The sequence below is a fragment of the Burkholderia sp. 10_S31 genome, assembly GCF_056930375.1.
The window spans coordinates 2,109,921-2,130,394 of sequence record NZ_JBXOWK010000003.1 but is presented as its reverse complement, the minus strand read 5'-3'; the positions used below and the strand labels follow the sequence as shown (position 1 = coordinate 2,130,394).

Here is a 20,474-nt window from a genome sequence, read left to right as displayed (position 1 = left end):
CTTTGAGGCGCCTCAGCCGATGAGGCTCGGGGCACGCCCCCGGACCGTCTGCATACGGCAAACGAGAAGTGTTCGGGATCGGGGGTATGCGCCGACCAAGTGTCTTGCGCGGAGACACATGTCCGTGGCGGGGACGGAAATCCGTTCTCCGGATATGCTGTCTCGCCGCTAGGGCCGGTTGCTGGCGCGCATTCGGATTGGCATTGAACTTGCGGAGGATGGCGGGTCCCGCTTCGCGGTGTTCATACCGAATGCGACTACGCAACCCAATGGAGGATGACTCATGCCCAATACAACACTCGCTCCGGACTCCGCCACGGCGGTCAGTAACAGTCATAGAAATGTGCTCGACTGGCTGAGCTCCGGCCCGAAGCAAATGCTCATCGGCGGGAAATGGGTCAACGCGGTATCCGGCAAGACGTTCGAAACGATCAATCCGGCTACAGAGGCGGTGCTCACGACCGTCGCGGAGGCCGACAGTGCAGATATTGATGCTGCTGTCGTAGCTGCGCGGCGAGCGTTCGAGGCGCCGTCGTGGACCGGCATTTCGCCGCACACGCGCACGCGGTATCTGTTGGATATCGCCGACGCGGTCGAACTGCACAGCGAAGAACTTGCGATTCTAGAGACCCTCGACAACGGGATGCCGCTTTCGTCCGCGAGGGCGCGTGCGGCCCAAGTGGCCGAGATTTTTCGCTATTACGCCGGATGGCCGACCAAGATTTACGGCACGACAAACCCGACCGATAGCGCGCGCTTCATCTACATGCTGCGTGAGCCGATGGGTGTATGCGGGCTCATCAACGCGTGGAATGTGCCGCTTGCGATGGCAGCGATGAAGATTGCCCCAGCGCTCGCCTGTGGCAATACCGCGATCCTGAAGCCGGCGGAGCAGACACCGCTTAGCACCTTGCGGCTGGCGGAACTGATCGAAGGCACCGGCTTGCCCGCGGGCGTGCTGAACATTGTACCCGGGTTCGGCGCGACGGCCGGTGCTGCATTGGTGGCGCATCCGGATATCGACAAGGTCGCGTTCACGGGGTCGACAGGAATCGGCAAGCAGATTCTGCAAGCATCGGCCAGCAACATGAAGAAGGTCACGCTGGAACTCGGCGGCAAGTCGCCGAACATTATCTTCCCCGATGCCGATATCGATAAGGCGTTCGAGACAGCGGTGGCGACCTTCTGCGGGAATTCGGGGCAAATCTGTTCAGCCGGCACGCGTCTGTTTGTTCACGAGAGTCTGCATGACGAAGCAACTGAGCGGATCGCGAAGATTGCCGCCACGTACAAGGTCGGTTCTCCATTCGATGCGGATACAAAGCTCGGCCCGCTGATTTCGGCGAAGCAGATGGAGCGCGTGTTGTCATACGTCGACGTGGGGAAGAGCGGCGGCGCAACGCTGAACCTCGGTGGGGACCGGGTCGGCACGTGCGGCTATTTTGTGGAGCCGACGGTGTTCAGCGCGGTCTCAAACGACATGAAGATCGCGCGCGAGGAAATCTTTGGGCCGGTGCTGTCGATCATTCCATTCAAGGACGAAGACGATGTCGTCTTCAAGGGCAACGATACTGAATATGGCCTCGCGTCCGCAGTCTGGACGCGCGATATCGCTCGCGCGCACCGAGTCGCGCGCGCGATGAAGGCAGGACGCGTCTGGATTAACACTTATGCGGAGGCCGATCCCGTCATGTCGATGGGAGGCTACAAGCAATCGGGGTTCGGGCGCGAGATGGGTTCGGAGTCGATCGACGCCTACACCCAGACCAAATCCGTGTTCATGCGGCTGTAATCCATTCCTGGGGTCGTGAGAAATCATGCCGGGATGCTGTTGTCAGGCGTGTCGGTAGTGGAGAGCGTTGTGCGGGCAGCAGTGGACGGCCGTGAATGTGTCGCATCCGTCTACGAAATCCGAACGATGGAATGTCGCTTTCGCTGGATGAGCCACGCGCAGACGGGGCTGGAAGTATAGTCAACTCAACAACAATCGGAGACGTCAATATGAACAGAATCATTACTTGCCGGCGCGGCAAGCGAGCGGTTGCGATGTCGGTACTGGCGGTCGCAGCGTGCGCTGCCAGCCTGCCAGCGACGGCGCAGGAGTGCACGATCAAGCTCGGTGTCGCAGGGCCGATGACTGGCGGTGGCGCGAGTTGGGGCCTGTCGGAAAAGGCGGCGACCGACTTCGAGGCTGCATGGGCCAACGCGCGTGGCGGACTGCAGGTCGGTAACCGCAAGTGCAAGGTTTCGGTGGTCAGCGTCGACACGCAATCGACGGTTGCAGGCGGTGCGGCGGCCGCAAATTACCTCGCCAGCCAGGGTGTTCATGCGGTCGTCGGCCCAGTTATCTCGCCGGAAATCACTGGCTTTCGGCCAGTGGCGAAACGCAATGGCGTGGTCAGCTTCACGCCATCGTTCGCGTCCGACGTGCTCAATCCTGAGTTTCCGCTCGTATTCCACGAAATCCAGTCGCCGGTTGTATGGGCGCCCGCTGCCGTCAAGGCGGCCAGGGATCGGTTCAACCTGAAAACCGCCGTCGTGCTCGGCCCGAACGACCAAGGCGGAACCGACCCGGGTAAGGCGCTGGCGAAGACATACAACGACGCCGGTGTGAAGACGACCACGGAGTGGTACCAGCGCGGTACCTCGAATTTCGCACCCATCGTCGTGAGGCTGATGGGTATGAACGTCGACGCGGTCGAACTCGGTGGCATGCCGCCGGGCGAGGGGGCGATTCTGGTGAAGCAGATGCGAGAAGCGGGCTACAACGGCGCGTTTGGCCGCATGGGAGCAGGCGGCGATGTCGTAATCGCCAACTCCGGTGGCATGGCGAAACAGAAGGCGTTCTACTGGTTCGACCACATCCCGACTGATCTTCCAGGCATCAAGAAGCTTGACGCAGATTTCGAGGCGACGATGAAGCGCCCATTGCCGGAAATGGCGCTCTGGTACAACGAACAGATTGCGGCCGAGATGTTGCTGAAGGCTATTTCTGCCGCGGGAACCGATCAAGATGGCGAAAAGATCGCTGCCGCGCTGCGCACGATGACGCCGGAGTCTCGCTACGTCGGAAAAGCTGGCTGGCGCGGCAAGGGGCAGTACGGAATCAATCAGGAACTCTCGTTTCCGGTCGCAGTCAATTTCGTCGTGAATGGCAAGCGGGAGCCTCAGCAGAAGATCGAAATTCCGCAAGAATCCGCTAAGTAATGCGTCGACGTGTGCGCCGGATGACCACCCGGCGCACACGCATCGAAGTTAAAACAGGATGATGTAATAAGGATTACGACATACCTAGGTAATGTCCGATCCGACGGATATCGCCTCGAGTATGGACGAAGTGGAAATTTTCTCTCATCACCGTACTATTTTAGGAGCACTCTATGACTTACACGGCTACAGGCGATTCCGTCCGCATCTATCACCATGTCCCACAGCTCGCCCGCATCCGTGCCGACGTGTTGCTAGGCGATGTTTGGAAGCAACCAGAACTCGCTTTCCGCGATCGTGTTCTCGTCACGCTCGGTGTGCTCGCCGCTGGCGGGAAAGTGGAGGAGATGAAGGCATGGATGGCGCGCGGCGTCGAGGCGGGCATCACGCTGGACGAGTTACGCGGGCTGATTGTGCAGGTAACGTTCTATGCTGGCTGGCCCGCCGGCCTGAGTGCCGGCAAGGCAGCGCTCGAGTTGTTCGAAGCAGAAAGCAAGTAAGAGGACGAACGTGAAGACAATCGGATATATCGGCCTGGGGTCGATGGGATCCGCGCTCGCTCGACGGCTGCTCGAAGAATACCAATTGATTGTATGGGACCTGAATCCGGCTGCGTCGGCAACATTTGAAAGGTTCGGCGCAGTCGTTGCTTCGTCGCCCGCTGAACTCGCCTACCGATGCGATCTGATCCTGCTGTGTCTGCCTCGCACGTCGGATGTCGATGCCTTGATCTTCGGGAACGATGGACTTGCTGGAGGCCTTCGCGCAGGCATGTTGATCATCGACCAGACGAGCGGCGCTCCTGCGCAGACCCGTGCTCTTGCCGCGCGACTTACCGAGTCGGGCGTTACGTTGATTGACGCACCGGTCTCGGGCGGGGTTGTCGGCGCGAACGCGGGCACGATCTCCATCATGGTGTCGGGCCCGGCATTGGCTTGCGAGACTGCGCTTCCCGTGCTTCGGGCAATCAGTCCGAATATATTCCGATGCGGCGAGCGGGTGGGCGACGGCCAAGCGATGAAGCTCGTCAATAACTTGCTGAGCGCCGGGTGCCGATTGTCGACGCTCGAAGTCATGGCGATGGGCCGTAAAATGGGAGTGCCCCTCGCTGCTTTGACAGATGCGGTGAACCGGGGCTCTGGACGCAATCGTGCGACCCGTACGACGCTGGCGGAGCTGGCCACAGGGAAGCGCTTGCCCAGCCGCTTTGCGATGGCGCTGATGCTCAAGGACATGGACCAGGCAATTCAGCTCGCAATGGACAACGATGTGCCGACGCCGCTTACGAACATCGTGCGTGGATTGCTTCAGATTGGCGTCAATACGATGGGCGAGACTGCGCAGCTCGAACGGGCCATCGAACTTGTTGAGTCGATGGCAGGCACTCGGATCATGGATGCGGACGCAGGAACACTCGCTTCTCCCGAAGCGTCGCCGCAGGCGTCTGCATTCGCGAGTTACGCGCCACTGCGGATCGGCTATGTCGGTCTTGGCACGATGGGCGGCGCGCTGGCGCGGCGTCTCCTCGTGTCGCATCCGGTGCGCGTGTTCGATCTGAGGGCGGAAGCTAGGCTTGCGCTAGAGTCGGAAGGCGCTATGGTCGCAAAGGATCTACCTTCGCTCGCACGTGACTGCGATGTGATCTTCATCTGCGTGCCGACGTCAGCCACGGTTCGGGAGCTGATTTTCGACGAGGGAGGACTGGCAGAAGGATTGTCGCCCGGCAAAATCGTGGTCGATCAGACCACCGGCGACCCTTCGATGACCGTTGCCATCGGTGCGGAGTTGCGGCAGCTCGGGGTGTCGTTGATTGATGCACCGGTAGCGGGCGGTGCGCGTGACGCCATTGCTGGAACGATCTCGATCATGTGCGGCGGCCAGGACGATACGTTCGATGCGGTGCAACCCATCCTCGCATCGATTAGCCAGAATGTTGTGCGTTGCGGGCGTCTCGGTAACGGCCACATCACGAAACTCGTCAATAACGCGATATCAGCCTGCAACTGCTTGCTCACGTACGAGTCAGCGTCAATTGCGGTGAAGGCCGGGCTCAGATTGGACACGGTCGCGACCGTGATTAACCATAGCACCGGATGGAGTGCTGCCTCTGAGAGGATCCTGCCGTCGCTGTCGGATGGTAAGGCGACCGTTGATTTCCAGCTGCAATGGATGGTCAAGGATTTGCAACTAGCAGGCCGACTGGCGCTCGCCTGTGGCGCGCCGATGCTTGTCGCGAGGACGGTGTGCAGCCTCTACGAGGCCGGTGCGCATAATTTTGGCAAGACCGAGAACATCGATGCGATCGTGCGGCTTTTCGAAATGACAGCGAATGTTCGCTTCGCCAGTGCATGAACACTGGCACCGGCCTTCGGGCCGCGTACGGAAAGAACCTGGCACCGCAGATTGCCGCGGAACTGGCTCACGCAAATAAGAGACGTGACGGCGCTGCTCAGTATGAGTGACCTCGATCATCAGACATCTTCAAGGTACTGACGATGCGATCCATCGTGTTCGAACCGGTGGCGATCGAAGGCGGATATAACGCATCAAATTCGTCGAAGCGGCTGATGCCGAGAGGGCGTCGTTTATTCATCGCGAAATCGCGTGGTGGTGTCGGCAGCACGAACAATCTGGCGTTGATGCCCGGCTCGCGGCGGCGGTCGGCACATCTCGTGCGGGGATGAACGGAGGATGTGCGCGAATCACCGTCAGATCGTGCAGACCGGGGCGATCGTCGTGCTGCAAGTTGTACCTCGTTGTCGGCGTCTGGGCCGGGAACAAGCATCTTGCAGATCTGGATTCGAGAATCGCCATCGTGCTGAACAAGGACGGCGACGCACCGATATTCTGCGTCGCCGATTGTAGCGTTTTCGATTCGCCGTCCACAGTGATTCGGAATTTGGTCGATTTTTCTAGAACCAGCAGAATAGTTCGGCACGTGCCCCGCGACGCTCCGGTACGCGATGCGGCTCGATGTGCGCCAACTCCGCATGTCGGGGTTGTTTATCATGATCGGCCGGCGACGCGGTGCGTGGTCCGACCGATCCCCTCTCGTACGTTGACTTCTCACGATGTCCGCCGCATCAACGCGGCGGAGCCGTGCATCATCAGAATTTATGCCGCAAGGCGAGGCGTGCGAGGAACTGATGGTTGTTCGACGAATCGCCGAGCGAATCAATATCCGCGACCGCTCGCGTACCGACCGACGAGGTACCGGATGCACGCTGCCAACCGACACCGAGGTAGACATCGGTGCGCTTCGAAAGGAAGTAGTCGGCGAGGAACGACACTTGGTGGAAGTGCTGGTTACCGACCGTGCCGCCGGCGGCCTTCGATACCCCCGCGCTAGTTACGTAGTCGTAAGCGACGCCCATGAACAAGGAGGGACTAAACTGGTATTTCGCCCCCACGTCGTAGCTGTTGAAGCGGGCCGTGCCGTTCGCAAACGCAGCGCCGAGATGTGCATATTGGACATTCGAAAACGATGCGGCGAGCGTCAATGCGGAAATCGCATAGTTTGCCGAAACCATTGCGACCTGGTACGCCTGGGCACCCGTATAACCGCTATTCAGCGACTGAGAGAGCGTCGTGGCGCCATTCGCATTACCGGTGAAGAAGCCCGAGCCAGGAGTCGCGGATGTCGGCGTCTTGAAATACTCGAATCCGGCTGCGACCTTGAGGGGGCCGGTTGCATAGGCCGCGCCGACAGAATAGCCACTGTTCGACGTGACATTGCCGGCGATGCCGCCCACGCTGTATTCACCTCCGAACGTGAATCCGCTGTAATCCCGGCTCATGAAGCGGATAGCATTGTTGACGCGCACGCCGTTGCCGGCGTTGTCGATGTCGCCGGGATGCGTCGCATAGTCGCCGCCGAGCAGGTTCGAACCGGTGAGCGGAGCGGGCATGTAGAAAATCATGTCGTACTGGCGACCGAGCGTCAGCGTGCCGAACTGGTCGCTGGCGACACCGACGAAGGCCTGTCGGCCGAACTGAGCACCGCCCTGCGCAGCCGTCCCGTTATTCAAGTTGACGCCCGACTCGAGCGTGAAGATCGTCCGCCATCCACCGCCGAGATCCTCCTTTCCAGTGAGCCCCCATCGACTACCCATCAGCCCGCTCAGCGACTCGAGGTAGATCTTCTTGCCGCCGCTGGCACCGCCCGTATTGCTCAGATACATCAAACCCTCGTCGATCACGCCATACAGCGTTACGGTGCTCTGTGCATGGCTCGCGGAGGCTGGCAGTGCGAGGGCCGCGCAGCAAAGCAGTGAGCGCTTCATTTTCGATTTCATAGGGATCGTCTCCAGACGTGTGTAGTTAGTTATCCAGATGATTTGTCATACTTGAACATATCAAGATTCATCGGATATGCATAAAACGCAACCTCCGTGCCAGATGCGAGAAGAAAGAATGAATGGCAGGTAGGTGAACCAAGGAGTGGTATGGGGGATGAATTCCGCTGCGATGACAGAGCAAAATTCGAAATCAATAGGGTTAACTAGTCATCATTCTGTTTTTGTATGATTAATTTGGAATGGTTTTGAAAGCGATATCTACGGTTCTTCTATTGGCTTTAACAAATCCATGTCCTCTATGGCGACAGGAGCGTTCTCGCAAAGCACACAGCATTTGGCATTCGCCTGAGGGGCGGCGCACGAACTCTATGCGTGACAGCGCGGTCGCGCGACGTAAGAAGAGGACACATTGGGGGAGTCGGCGTCCAGGCTGAGGAATCCCGCACGCCGGAAAGACAGGCGAGAAGTTATGTAAGGTCAGGCAGATCGATGCCGTAGACGCGGGCTGCGGTTCCATGGAATAGCATGGCCTTCTCGGCTGGCGTAGCGGAACGCGTTATATGTTTCAACGCGTTCCAGATCGGGACGAAGCCGGCGGACCGACCGTCGGGAGGGTAGTTGCTTTCCATCATGCAGCGCTCGGCACCGAACGCCTCGATGCAGGTCTCGACGTGCGGGCGCCAGGCCGCCGCAAGCTCCTCGTAGCCGATTGGGTCCTCACGTTCCTCGAAGCGAAAGCCCCAGAACGGCATCCCGAGACCGCCGATCTTGCAGTGCACGTTCGATCGTTGCGCAACCTCTGCGATGGCATGATGGTACTGACGATACACTTCGGCGCGTGCGTCGTCGGTCATGTCCATGGCCATCGGATGGCCGCAGTGGTCGAGCACGATGATGGCATCCGGGAAGGCGTCGGCAAGATCGATGATGTCCTGCAACTGGTGATGAAACACCGCCGCATCGAAGCTCAAACCGCGTCTCACCAGCTCGGCGAAGCCTTCGCGAAAGCGAGGGCTCTGCATCACACCGCGCGGCGGACGATGGGTGATGAAGCGGTACGGCGCGTCGGTCGGATCATCGATCGATACCTGCCGAATGCCGCGAAAGCGTTCGGGTGCACTCATCAGCGCACGATCCAGCAATTCGGCGACCGATGCCCCCAGCCGCAAATCGGCATAGCCGACAATCGCGGCAGCGACACGACAGTCGCCGTATTCGCCGCTCGCGCAAATTGCGCCAATGCCGTTCGCAAACTCGATTTCGCCGATGGGACGCATCACCGTGGAGCCGGTCTGGCGTGCGAAAGCCTGCGTTTCCAGATAGACAGATGCGACGATGCGATGGCCGGCACGTGTATCGGCCAGGTAATCGTCGAGCATGTAACGAAGCGCCGGCCGATCGTACAGGTGATGATGCGCATCGATGATCGGGAGTTCCGGATCAAGGATAGGCTCGTCGCGGCCCGCCAGGATTTGATGATGACGTGATGGGTCGAAAGTTCGGCTCGTCATGGACTACAGGTACTCCTCTGCGAGAGCAAGCTCACGGATCTCGTCGACGCTTCCGCTACGGCGCACTTCGCCGTTGCGGATTACGTATGCACGATCAACGAGCTTCAGCGCCGGGCGCGCCATCTGTTCTGTCATGAGTATCGTCGTGCCGCGCTGTTGCAATGAACGGATTGCATCGCTCACGTGCCCGATCCATACCGGTGCGAGGCCGAGAAACGGCTCGTCGAGCAGCAGGAGCTTCGGCATCGTGCTTGCGGCCCGGGCGATCGCGACGATCTGCTGCTGGCCGCCGCTCAGTTGATTTGCGGGTTGATCACCGCGCTCCGCCAGCAACGGGAAAGTCTTGCGCATCCATTCGAGGTTTTCCCGCGCCTGCTCGACCGGAATGCCGGTGGTGCCTGCCATTACGTTCTCCGTCACGCTCAGTGAACTGAATACGCGGCGGCCTTCGGGGGAGTAGCCTATTCCGAGACGGGCACGTGCCGGGCAGGATATGTCCGAAAGATCCGTGCCTTCGAACACAATTCGCCCGGACACGGTCGGTACCAGTCCGACGACCGCATTGATCAGGCTCGACTTGCCGGCGCCGTTCGAGCCGACCAGCAGCACCGATTCACCCTGTTTCACTTCGACCGATACGTCGTGCAACGCCTCGATCCCGCCGTAGCGGACCCGCAGATTGTCGATTGTCAGCATGGGTTCATTCCTCCGTGACGCCGAGATAGGCATCGATTACATCCTGGCGTGCCAGCACTTCGTCGGGCGGCCCTTCCGCGAGCAGGCGTCCGGCCTCAAGCACCAGGATGCGCGGGCACAGCCGGTGCACGAGATCCATGTCGTGCTCGACGATCAGCACTCCACATCCGAGCGTCGCACGGGCGTGCGAGATGAAGCGATCGACCTGCGTGCGCTCTCTGCGCTCGAGGCCAGCGGCCGGCTCGTCCAGCAGCAAGAAGCGCGGGCGTGTCGCGAGCGTCATGATCAGGCCGAGCATTTTCTGCAGACCATACGGGAGCTTGCCGCTCGGTTCGTGCAGATGCGGCGACAGACCGAACTCGTCGAGCAGCGCGTCGAGTCCGAGCGATGGGCCGCTGTGCGCGGCACCGAAACGGGTTGCGCGGAACAGGTTTTCCTCGACGCTCACATGGCTGAACGTGTTGGTCTGTTGGAAACTACGTGCGACGCCAAGCCGGCTTACCGTATGAAAGGCCTTCGACGTGATGTCGCGTTCACCGAGCATGATGCGCCCAGCGGTGGGCCGCAGCATGCCGCAGATGACGTTGATCAGCGTTGTCTTGCCGGCCCCATTTGGTCCGATCACGCCGACCACTTCGCCTTGCGGCACCGAGAATGAAATGTTGTCGAATACCTTGAGCCCACCGAAACGCTTTGATGCACCATCGATGCGGAGTACCTGTCGAACGGTGCTGTCTCGGGAATGAAGATCGTGTGTCGTGTTCATGCTTTCCTCCAGTTCACCGACTTGCGCTGCGTGTCGACGGGAGCCTTGCGGCGTGAGAACAATTTCATGCAGGTTCCAACGAGTCCGCCGGGCGCGGCCATCATCACGACCACGAGCAACAGACCGAAAAGCCCGGCCGAAAAGCTCGCGTAGCCGCTGAAGATATTTGTCATCACGATCAACAGCAGACTGCCTACAACGATGCCGAGCATCGAACCGCGGCCGCCGACGAAGGCGTAGGCGATGTAGTTATTGATCGACCACGATGCGAACGAACTCGGATGCGCGGTGGCGAGCATATTGACCAGCGCAAAGCCCGCGAGTCCGGAAACCCCAGCGGACGCGACAAAGCCGATCGTCCGGTATTTCCACACGGCGACGCCAAGGCTTTCCGCAAGGGTTTCGTTTTCGTCTATCGACGTGAATTCCGCACGGAACCATTGGGTGACAAAGAGGGTGATCAGGGTCGCGACCAGGCAAATGGCAATGGTCACCAATATCAACATGGACGACGAGCCGAGGTGGTGACCGAACAGCGTCGCGCTGGGCACGTCGGGAATGCCGTCCGCGCCGCCGGTCAGCGTCGGGGTCTCGAAGATCACGAGTTGAAGGATTTCGTTGAACAGGAACGTGATGATGATGAAATAGACACCCTTGAGGCGCAGCACGATCGCACCGAGCGGAATGGCAACCAGCGCTGGGATGATGAATGACACGCCCATCAGTACCAGTAGGTCGGTCATGCCTGCCTTCGCAAGCATGGCGGCTGCGTAGCCTCCGACAGCCATGAACGCGGGTACGGTGAAAGACAGGAGGCCCAGCCTTAGGGTGATGTAGACGGCGAGCGCGGCACTCACACCGATCGCGCACTGGTAGGTGAGGGAGTTCAGGAACGTGTCGGCCGTGACGAGCGGGACGACAGCGAGCGGGAGGAGCAACACGACGCCCCAGATATCGAGCTTGAAGTCGCGATGACGGTTCGGGTTCATGAGGATGAGCTCGCGAGTATATTCAGGTTACGGATCAGGCCTTACGTGCGACGGTGCCGAGCAGACCCTGTGGCCGCACGAGCAGAATCAGCACGACCAGCACGAACAGTGCCAGCGCACCTTGCGAGCCGCCGAGATAGACGCTCGAGTACGCTTCGATGATCCCGACGACGAACGCCGCGATCATCGCGCCGGTTACGCTGCCGAGGCCGCCCAGGATCACGACGATGAACGCCTTGCCGAGCACCGACTCACCACCGGTCGGCTCGAGCGCGAGCATCGGCGTCACGAGCGCACCCGTGAGCCCTGCCAAAGCGGTCGCGATTCCGAATGCCATTGGAAACATCCGAGCAGGCGGGATGCCTTGCGCGCGCGCGACTGGTGCGTCGTCCGCCATTGCGCGCAGCGCGATGCCGTAGCGAGTGCGGAACACGAGGTAATACACGCCGACGATCGCAGTGACGCAGACGGCGGTCACGACGATGTTTGGATACGGGATGTAGAAACCAGGGCCGCGCAGTGAACCCGTGATCGGGAAATGGAAATCGACCGGTTCGGCGCCGTAGAAGTAGGTGACTCCGGTGGTCATGATCTGGTAGATGCCCAGGGTGATCAGCATCGTCGCGAGATGGTCGCTCACGTACTTGTCGACGAACAACCGCTGGACGACGTAGCCGAGGATACCTGTCACGAGCGTCGCGATCAGAACGGCCGCCACGAACGGCAGTCCGAGCAGGGCGGATAGCGAATATGCGATGTAGCCCCCCAGAATATAGAAGCCGCCATGAGCGAAATTGACCACGCCCATGATGCTGAATATGAGTGTGAAGCCGATGCTGATCAGCGCGTACTGCGTGCCGAGGGTCAGCCCGTTCACTCCGGCTGCAATGAAGCTTTCCAAGGTGTGTCTCCGATTTTTCAAGTTGTCCGTGTCGGGTCGGTTGCCCGTACCTGCCTGCAGATGTGCAACAGTCGTGCCAAGCGGAGACGACCGCCGCGCGTGGCGGTTTCCGGTGCTTCCTGGAAACGCTGTCGTCGAGACGGACAGGTGTGTGCGGAGAGGACGACCCGCGTGGAACGTCGCTTAGCCGTCGCGGCGCCGATCGTCGCATTCTGTCTTCGACGCATCGCTCTCCCAAGTATGCAGCCGTGTGCGTTCTTCAGAAAGGCGCGCCCGATGTGTGCGACGTAGACACGGTTGTCGAATGAAAAGACAGTCGAACTAGATTTGAGAGGTCACTAGAGCACCCCATCATCTCGTGAACTCATTGTGCAGCGGCCGTTCGGCGCATCCGCTAGGCGCCCGATATGTGCCGGGAATGTGACCATGTCGGGCTGGCACATGGATTGCAGTATCGAAGGCTGACTGTCACGGAGATGAAGATGGAAGACACCGTACCCCTGCCGTTGCCTGTCCCGAATGCTGATTCGCTGCCGTACTGGGAGGCTGCCCGGGCACACCGACTTGTCATCCGGCGATGTATCGCTTGCGAAGCGCTGCATTTCATGCCCCGTCATCTCTGCCCGGTCTGCTGGTCAGATCGACTCGAATGGGTGGAGAGCAAGGGCACCGGTAGCGTTCACAGCTTCACGATTGTGCGCCGAGCGCCGATGGCTGCATTCGCGGTCAATGTGCCGTACGTCATCGCGCTGATTGATCTCGACGAAGGACCGCGGATGATGGCCAACGTGATTGGTGGCGACGCATTGTCCGTGCGCATCGGCGACCGCGTCGGCGTCACGTTCGAGGATCGCGGAGATGGCGCGAGGATTCCGCAGTTCAATCGTATTTCGCAGAATGCCGACGGAAGGTAAAACTCATGAAGACAGCGGTATCGCTCAAGAACAGGATCGCCATCGTCGGCGTCGGGGAATCGGAGATCGGCCGCGTGCCGCACATGTCGGGGCTAGGGCTGAACGCGCAGGCGGCGAAGCGAGCGCTCGACGACGCGGGGCTACAGGTGTCTGATATAGACGGCGTGCTGACTGCTTATTCGTTTACCGAGCCGTACTTTATGCTCGGGTCGGTCATCTGCGAATACCTCGGCTTGAAGCCGCGCTTTAATGCATCGATCGTCGCGGGTGGCGCAAGCCCCGCCGTAATGCTTAAGCATGCTGCGGAAGCCATTGCGTCTGGCCAGGCTGAGACCGTGCTGGTCTGCGCGGGCGAGAACCGAGCGAGCGGCCAGACCCGCGATGCTGCAGTGGCATCGCTGATGGCGGTCGGCCACCCCTATTTCGAGCAGCCGTACGGCACGTCGATCCCCGGGTTTTACGCAATGATCGCGCAACGGCATATGCATGAGTACGGCACCACACGCGAGCAGATGGCGGCGGTTGCGGTCAATACGCGCGCCCACGCGCTACTGCATCCGAACGCGCATATGAAAACGCCACTCACGACCGAACAGGTGCTGGCTGCGAAGCCGATCGCCGATCCGCTCGGCCTCCTCGATTGCTGCCTGATCTCCGACGCGGGCGGCGCGTTCATCGTTACGTCGGCCGAGCGCGCGGCCGATTTGAAGTGCAGACCGATCTACCTGCAAGGGATCGGCGAGTATCACACGCACGAGCATCTGCTCTGTGCGCCGAGTCTAACTGAATTCGGCGCTACGGAATCCGGCCGCATCGCATATGAAATGGCGGGCCTATCTCCGCGCGATATCGATGTTGCCGAGTTGTACGATTGCTTCACGATTGTACCGATCCTTGAGCTCGAGGAACTTGGCTTCTGCGGTCGCGGTGAGGGTGGAGCGTTCTTTGCCGACGGCCATGCGCGACTCGGCGAGACGTTACCTGTCAATACGCATGGCGGAATGCTTTCACATGCGCACGCAGGTGCGGCGGGTGGCCTGTTCGGCATCGTGGAGGCCGTCCGGCAATTGCGTGGAGGGCTCGGCGCGCGCCAGGTCGAGGGTGCTGAGGTTGCGCTAGTCCATAACGAAGGAGGGATCCTATCGTCGCACTGCACCGTGATCCTCGCGAACGCGAAAGGCTGACGACGGCAGACCGCCGTGTGTGGCCACCAACATTGTGAATTTCCCGCTCCCCTTTCTCCATTCTCATCTGACGGACTTTTGACTCCCCATGACACGCAATGCCTTTGTTTGCGACGCGGTGCGCACGCCCTTCGGGCGTTACGGCGGCTCCCTTTCTCAAGTTCGTGCCGACGACCTGGGCGCGGTACCTCTGCGCGCGCTGATCGCTCGCAACCCCGGCGTCGATTGGTCAGCAGTGACTGATGTGCTGTACGGCTGCGCGAACCAGGCTGGCGAGGACAATCGCAACGTTGCGCGGATGGCCGCACTGCTTGCGGGGCTTCCGGACGTCGTGCCGGGTTCGACGATTAACCGGCTGTGCGGTTCGGGCCTCGACGCGGTGGGTACCGCTGCTCGCGCGATCAGGTCCGGCGAAGCCGGCATTATGATCGCGGGCGGTGTGGAGAGCATGAGCCGGGCGCCGTTCGTGATGCCGAAGGCCGATTCGGCTTTCGCACGTGCGAACGCGATCTACGACACGACGATCGGCTGGCGCTTCGTGAATCGCCTGATGAAAGCGCAGTACGGTGTGGATTCCATGCCCGAAACGGCCGAAAACGTCGCTACCGAATATGGAATCGAGCGCGACGCGCAGGATCGGATGGCAGTCGCATCGCAGCAGAAGGCACTTGCCGCGCAACGACGCGGATTCTTCGACGCGGAACTGACGCCGGTGACGATCTCGCAGAAGAAGGGAGAGCCGCTCGTCGTCATACGTGATGAGCACCCGCGCGATACGTCGCTGGAGGCGCTGGCGAAGCTGAAGGGCGTAGTGCGGCCCGACGGCAGCGTCACCGCCGGTAATGCCAGTGGTGTCAACGATGGCGCATGCGCGTTGCTGCTCGCCGACGAGCCGTCGGCCGTGCGCCATGGCCTGACGCCACGCGCGCGGGTGGTCGGCATGGCAACGGCAGGCGTGCCGCCGCGCGTGATGGGCATCGGGCCCGCGCCGGCGACGGAAAAGGTGCTCGCGCTCACCGGCCTCTCGCTTGACCGGATCGACGTGATTGAACTGAACGAGGCATTTGCCGCGCAGGGTCTTGCCGTACTGAGACAGCTCGGACTGGCAGACGACGATCCACGCGTGAATCCCAACGGTGGTGCGATCGCGCTTGGCCACCCTCTCGGTGCCTCCGGCGCAAGACTTGTAACGACGGCGATCAATCAGCTGCATGCGTCGGGCGGACGCTACGCCCTTTGCACGATGTGTATCGGCGTTGGACAAGGCATCGCGGTCGTGCTCGAGCGCGTCTGATTCAAGTGGTATGGGAGACATCAGGGCCGGGGGAGGTACCGCCTCCGGCAGAGTCGCCTGCATCGCATATGCGCCGAGCCGCCTGTCACGCCTGCTGCCGATTTACCAGACCTACATTTGCTCGAGGTTCAGCGGTCGTGAACCTTGGCGTGGCGTATAAAGCGCGCCCGTCGAGACCAGTGTCGCCGTGACCCCGATCACGAGAACGATTCGAATCCGCCGATCGCGAATATGCCAATCATCGAGGCGTACAAGGCGCTCGTGGTGATCGTCGACAAACGCTCGATAGAGGCGGGTTGCGCAAGGCTCAACATCGGATGTGCTGCACGGACGAGACGATGGTGGGGCTTGCAATGCGCAGAAGGTCATCGAACATGCTGAAGACCGCATGACCGTCCGCCGTGGCGACCCCCTCCATGTCGACCGCGGCAACACGAAATGTCGTTGTCGACGACACGTTCGCTCCTCGGGAAAGCCACGAGCGACTGTCCGACCCGTTCACGAGCGATGCGGAGCGGTGGCGCAGTACTTGCTTGAAGTCAGGGAAATGCAATCACTTCATTCCAATGGAGACATCCATGCCAATTCAAACAAGCGTAGACGGCGAGATCGTGACCGTCACGCTGAAGCGTCCTGAGGCGCTGAACGCACTCAGCTTCGCATTGCTGCAGGATCTGTCCGACGCGTTCGATTCGGTCGCGGCATCCGGTGCACGCGCGCTCGTAATCATCGGGGCAGGCGACAAGGCGTTCTGCGCCGGCGCCGATATCCCGGAACTAATGGAGCGCGACCTCGTCGCGCAACGCAACGGCGCGCTGTTCGGCCAGGCCGTATTTGCGAAGCTCGACAGACTGCCCATTCCATCGATCGCGGTGATCCACGGCTATGCGTTCGGTGCTGGCCTCGAACTCGCGCTGGCCTGCACTTTCCGCATCGCGACCGCTCAAGCCAGGGTTGGGCTTCCGGAGATCAAGCTCGGGCTTATTCCGGGCTATGGTGGTACGCAACGGCTGCCGCGCCTCATCGGCCAGGGGCGCGCGCTCGATCTCATCCTGTCCGGGCGGACGATAGACGCGCAGGAGGCTGAGCGCATTGGCTTGGTGAACGCGATCGTCGAAGGTGGCGATCCGCAGGCGCTGGGCGCTCAGTTCGCTGGGCGCTATACGCATTTCAGTTTGTGCGCGTCGTCGTTCGCGCGCGACGCGGTCCGACGCGCGACGGACGTCGATCTCGCGGAAGGTTTGCGCATCGAGGCCGATCTGTCGACGCTCGCGTATCGCACCGCGGATGCGGTCGAAGGCATGCGCGCCTTCGTCGAAAAGCGTCCGGCACGCTTTCGTGATGAGTGATACGCCCCCTTCTTGCGAAGGCCGAGCATTTCACACGCTACGCACGGCCCGACCCACTGCAGTGCTGGCTCGTGAGGGCCGGCCGACTACGGAGTTCCGATGAACGTACTGGAAAGAATCGATTCAGGCATCCGCCTTGACGACGACGAGCGGATGATTGTCGATAGCGTGATCGCACTTGCACGCGAGCAGATTGCACCACGCGCGGCAGACTGTGACCGCAGCGGCGAGTTTCCGCGCGCCAACATCGACGCGATCAACGAGCTGGGTCTCAACTCGATGTTCGTGCCGGAGGTGTATGGCGGCGCGAAAATGTCGTTCACGTGTTATGCACTTTGCGTGCGCGAGATTTCGAAGGCGTGCGCATCCACCGGCATCATATGGGCAACGAATTTCCATGCGATCAAGCCGCTGATCGAATATGGCAACGAGGCGAGCAAGGCCCGCTTCCTGCCGGCTGTTGTCGATGGTGCGCTTGCGTCGCTCGCGATTACCGAACCTGGCGCCGGGTCGGACGCGACCGGCATGCAGACGACCTTTCGCGAGGACGGCGATCACATTGTGATCAATGGAACCAAGACGTTCATCACGAACGGCGACGTTGCAGACCTGTATCTGCTGTTCGGCAAATGGGCGGGTATCGACGATCCGAAGCGGGCGATTTCCGTGCTGATTCTCGAGAAGGGGACGCCGGGTCTCACGGTGCTCGGGACCGAGCACAAAATGGGCACGCGCGGCTCCGGTACGGCTTCGCTGGCGTTCGACAACTGCCGAGTGCCGCGCGCCAATCTTGTCGGTGACCCGGGCGATGGGCTGCGAATCTTGCTTGGTTCGCTGAACCGCTCGCGGCCGAGTGTCGCAGCGCATGCGTTGGGTATCGCGCGTGCTGCGTTCGAGGATGCGACGGACTATATCAACGATCGCAAGCAGTCGGGACGCAGAATCATTGAATTTCAGGGCATCCAGTTCATGCTCGCCGACCTCGCCTCGGAACTAGCGCTGTGTGAGTCGTGGCTGTGGCAGGTGGCAGGGATGATCGATGCGGGCGAGACCGATTTCGGTATCGAGGCATCGATGCTGAAGATGCGGGCCACCGATGCGGCGATGCGTATCACGACCGATGCGGTACAGCTGCTCGGCGGCTACGGTTATTGCGCCGACTACCGCGTCGAGCGGCTGATGCGCGACGCGAAGATCACACAGATCTGGGAGGGAACGAACCAGGTTCATCGCCAGTTGATCGGACGAAGCTTCATTCGGAAATAGGAGACACATATGACGCAAATCAAGACGGTCGGCATTGCCGGCAGCGGCACGATGGGATGCGGGATCGCCATCGTTGCTGCCCGCGCCGGCTTCGTGACGCGGGTGTACGACACCCGCCAGGACGCGCTGGATCGTGCGCGCAAGCAGACTGAGAGCTTCCTGAACAAATCCGTTGAGCGCGGCAGGCTTCCGGCCGGTGCGGTGCCTGAAATCATGTCGCGCTGGCACGGTACGACCAGACTCGACGATCTCGCGGATTGCGACGTGGTGATTGAAGCGGTATTCGAGGATCTCGACGTCAAGCATCGGCTGTTCGGCGCGCTCGATACGATTTGTCCATCCCACACGCTGTTCGCGTCCAACACGTCGACGATCTCGATCACGGAAATCGCGGGAGGCTCGGGGCGTGCGGATCGCTTCGTCGGTATGCACTTTTGCCTGCCTGCACAACTGATGAAGCTGATCGAGATGTCTCCCGGTCTGAATACGAGCGACGAGACGTTTGCACGTGCATGGGCGTTCGCCGAAGCGCTCGGGCAGCGACCCGTCAGAACGCAGGACACGCCGGGATTCATTCTCAATTACTTCCTGATCCCGTTTAACAACGACGCGATTCGCCTTGTCGAGCAGGGCGTCGCGGAACCCGCCGATATCGATCTGGCAATCAAGACGGCACTTGGCTATCCGATGGGGCCGATGGAACTCCTTGATCTAGTCGGCATGGATACGCAACGACTGTTATGCGATGCCATGCATGGGCTTACATATGAGCCGCGCGCCGCGTGCCCACCGCTGGTCCGTCGGATGATCGCGGCCGGCTGGCTTGGCAAGAAGACGGGCCGCGGCTTCCATACGTACGACAACACGAAGATGTTCGGAGCATGACAATGACTTATCGAATCATTCAGGCGGGCGATAGCCGATCGTTTCCGGAGGGGCATGCGTTCGTTGACGCTGCGTCCGGTGATGGCCTCGCACGGGTGTTCGTCGGTGCAGGTGCGGGCGCAGCGTTCGTGGCCGCGCAACGTGAAGACTGGCACGCCGAGGATGCACCGTTCGTTGCGATCGAACTCGGGAACGAGTGCCTCGCGGTCCATACTGGCGAGTCGGCGACCGCACATATCGAAGGGGGCGGCACCCCGAACGTGTTCGGGTTCGCGCGTTTCAGGCTCGGCACTGATGCACCGACAAATCTGATCGAAGTTGTGAGGCCAGCCATCGCAGATCCCGCTGCGTTGCGACACGTGAAGCAGGTGTTCGAGGCGGCGGGATTCGCCGTGGCGGTGTGTAGCGATGTTCCGGGCCGCATCGTCGACCGGCTCGTGAGGCCGTATTACAACGCGGCGCTGCGGCGGCTCGACGACAAGCTGGCAAGCGCTACCGACATGGATATGACGCTCAGACTCGGGCTCGGCTACCCGGAAGGGCCGATCGCCCTGCTGGAGCGCACCGGTCTAGAGCATCACTACACTGTCACGCGGGCACTGTACGAAGCGCTCGGCGACAGCGCCTATGCGCCCGCCCGCCGCGCGCAAATCGCGCATGTGCGCGCCAGTGACGGGAAGTAAACCCGAGATTCAACAACCTTCATCCTTCAAGGGAGCAGTCACATGGCGTCCACGAGGCGGGGCCTCTACTGGGAAGATTTCGAAGTGGGGAGAACCTTCGAAACACCTGCACGCACGATCACGTCGACCGATATCGTCAATTTCGCCTGCCTGACGGGCGACTTCAACGAAGTCCACACAAACTGGGAGTACTGTAAGACGACGCCATTTGGTGAACCAATCGCGCACGGGCCGCTCGTCTACGGCGTGATCGGCGGGCTGCAGTATGCGAGTGGAATCAACGACGGAACGCTGCTCGCGTTGCTGCAGATCGACGCGTGGCGGATGCTCGTGCCGGTAAAGCACGGCGACACGTTGCACGGCGAGTCGACGGTGCTCGAGCGCAAGGCATCGAGCAAGCCGGATCGCGGTACCGTGAAGATGGAGCGGCGCTTTGTGCGCCACGACGGCACGGTCGTTCAGCAGATGGAAGTGACGATGCTGTATCGGCGCCGTCCGGCACAAGCAGAGTAAGCCGGCCAGCAGAAAGGG

Annotated in this window: 19 protein-coding genes; 12 read left to right on the top strand and 7 right to left on the bottom strand. The window is 60.9% G+C overall.

From position 1 onward, the window contains the following. Positions 1-283 precede the first annotated feature (283 nt). The 4 genes from AC1Z3W_RS30040 (at position 284) to AC1Z3W_RS30025 (ending at position 5,559) form a co-directional block, all read left to right on the top strand. Complete coding sequence (locus tag AC1Z3W_RS30040; RefSeq protein WP_483509179.1) at positions 284-1,792, top strand: aldehyde dehydrogenase family protein; 1,509 nt, start codon at positions 284-286, stop codon at positions 1,790-1,792. A gap of 209 nt (positions 1,793-2,001) precedes the next feature. Beyond that, positions 2,002-3,207: an ABC transporter substrate-binding protein gene (locus tag AC1Z3W_RS30035; protein WP_483509177.1), complete on the top strand. Its 1,206-nt coding sequence runs from the start codon at positions 2,002-2,004 to the stop codon at positions 3,205-3,207. 173 nt (positions 3,208-3,380) lie between these two features. Continuing rightward, positions 3,381-3,707 (top strand): carboxymuconolactone decarboxylase family protein, encoded by a 327-nt coding sequence (locus AC1Z3W_RS30030; RefSeq protein ID WP_483509175.1) that lies wholly within the window; start codon positions 3,381-3,383, stop codon positions 3,705-3,707. A 10-nt stretch (positions 3,708-3,717) separates the two neighbouring features. Further along, positions 3,718-5,559, top strand: a complete 1,842-nt coding sequence (locus tag AC1Z3W_RS30025; protein ID WP_483509174.1) for an NAD(P)-dependent oxidoreductase — start codon at positions 3,718-3,720, stop codon at positions 5,557-5,559. Between the two features lie 97 nt (positions 5,560-5,656). On the opposite strand, the gene AC1Z3W_RS30020 is transcribed toward AC1Z3W_RS30025, so the two are convergent. From AC1Z3W_RS30020 to AC1Z3W_RS29990, 7 genes are all read right to left on the bottom strand, one after another. Then, positions 5,657-6,217 carry a hypothetical protein gene (locus AC1Z3W_RS30020; RefSeq protein ID WP_483509172.1) on the bottom strand — a complete coding sequence of 187 codons (561 nt, stop codon included), beginning with the start codon at positions 6,215-6,217 and terminating at the stop codon, positions 5,657-5,659. Positions 6,218-6,314: 97 nt separating this feature from the next. After that, a complete protein-coding gene (locus AC1Z3W_RS30015) occupies positions 6,315-7,502 on the bottom strand; it encodes a porin (protein ID WP_483509170.1) in 1,188 nt (395 codons plus the stop codon). 470 nt (positions 7,503-7,972) lie between these two features. Beyond that, positions 7,973-9,016 carry an amidohydrolase family protein gene (locus tag AC1Z3W_RS30010; protein ID WP_483509168.1) on the bottom strand — a complete coding sequence of 348 codons (1,044 nt, stop codon included), beginning with the start codon at positions 9,014-9,016 and terminating at the stop codon, positions 7,973-7,975. 3 nt (positions 9,017-9,019) lie between these two features. Next, positions 9,020-9,712 (bottom strand): ABC transporter ATP-binding protein, encoded by a 693-nt coding sequence (locus AC1Z3W_RS30005; RefSeq protein WP_483509167.1) that lies wholly within the window; start codon positions 9,710-9,712, stop codon positions 9,020-9,022. Between the two features lie 4 nt (positions 9,713-9,716). After that, positions 9,717-10,478, bottom strand: a complete 762-nt coding sequence (locus AC1Z3W_RS30000; RefSeq protein WP_483509165.1) for an ABC transporter ATP-binding protein — start codon at positions 10,476-10,478, stop codon at positions 9,717-9,719. After that, positions 10,475-11,467, bottom strand: coding sequence for a branched-chain amino acid ABC transporter permease (locus tag AC1Z3W_RS29995; RefSeq protein WP_483509163.1), 993 nt, complete (start codon positions 11,465-11,467; stop codon positions 10,475-10,477). The genes AC1Z3W_RS30000 and AC1Z3W_RS29995 overlap by 4 nt, the downstream gene beginning before the upstream one ends. A 34-nt stretch (positions 11,468-11,501) precedes the next feature. Further along, the gene (locus tag AC1Z3W_RS29990) at positions 11,502-12,368 is read right to left on the bottom strand and encodes a branched-chain amino acid ABC transporter permease (RefSeq protein ID WP_483509162.1); all 867 of its coding nucleotides are present in this window, start codon (positions 12,366-12,368) and stop codon (positions 11,502-11,504) included. A 482-nt stretch (positions 12,369-12,850) separates the two neighbouring features. Between AC1Z3W_RS29990 and AC1Z3W_RS29985 the strand changes: the two genes are divergently transcribed. The 8 genes from AC1Z3W_RS29985 to AC1Z3W_RS29950 all read left to right on the top strand — a co-directional run bounded on the left by AC1Z3W_RS29985 (position 12,851) and on the right by AC1Z3W_RS29950 (position 20,456). Then, positions 12,851-13,282 carry a Zn-ribbon domain-containing OB-fold protein gene (locus AC1Z3W_RS29985; protein ID WP_483509160.1) on the top strand — a complete coding sequence of 144 codons (432 nt, stop codon included), beginning with the start codon at positions 12,851-12,853 and terminating at the stop codon, positions 13,280-13,282. A 5-nt stretch (positions 13,283-13,287) separates the two neighbouring features. After that, positions 13,288-14,466 carry a thiolase C-terminal domain-containing protein gene (locus tag AC1Z3W_RS29980; protein ID WP_483509159.1) on the top strand — a complete coding sequence of 393 codons (1,179 nt, stop codon included), beginning with the start codon at positions 13,288-13,290 and terminating at the stop codon, positions 14,464-14,466. An 88-nt stretch (positions 14,467-14,554) separates the two neighbouring features. After that, positions 14,555-15,760: a 3-oxoadipyl-CoA thiolase gene (gene pcaF / locus AC1Z3W_RS29975; RefSeq protein ID WP_483509158.1), complete on the top strand. Its 1,206-nt coding sequence runs from the start codon at positions 14,555-14,557 to the stop codon at positions 15,758-15,760. A gap of 578 nt (positions 15,761-16,338) precedes the next feature. After that, entirely contained in the window at positions 16,339-17,109 is a 771-nt protein-coding gene (locus AC1Z3W_RS29970; protein WP_483509623.1) for an enoyl-CoA hydratase/isomerase family protein, read from the top strand. A gap of 99 nt (positions 17,110-17,208) precedes the next feature. Continuing rightward, the gene (locus AC1Z3W_RS29965) at positions 17,209-18,375 is read left to right on the top strand and encodes an acyl-CoA dehydrogenase family protein (RefSeq protein ID WP_483509157.1); all 1,167 of its coding nucleotides are present in this window, start codon (positions 17,209-17,211) and stop codon (positions 18,373-18,375) included. A 9-nt stretch (positions 18,376-18,384) separates the two neighbouring features. Further along, a complete protein-coding gene (locus AC1Z3W_RS29960) occupies positions 18,385-19,260 on the top strand; it encodes a 3-hydroxyacyl-CoA dehydrogenase family protein (RefSeq protein WP_483509155.1) in 876 nt (291 codons plus the stop codon). A 2-nt stretch (positions 19,261-19,262) separates the two neighbouring features. Further along, entirely contained in the window at positions 19,263-19,943 is a 681-nt protein-coding gene (locus AC1Z3W_RS29955; RefSeq protein ID WP_483509153.1) for a 3-hydroxyacyl-CoA dehydrogenase family protein, read from the top strand. Positions 19,944-19,985: 42 nt separating this feature from the next. After that, positions 19,986-20,456, top strand: a complete 471-nt coding sequence (locus tag AC1Z3W_RS29950; RefSeq protein WP_483509151.1) for a MaoC/PaaZ C-terminal domain-containing protein — start codon at positions 19,986-19,988, stop codon at positions 20,454-20,456. Positions 20,457-20,474 lie beyond the last annotated feature (18 nt).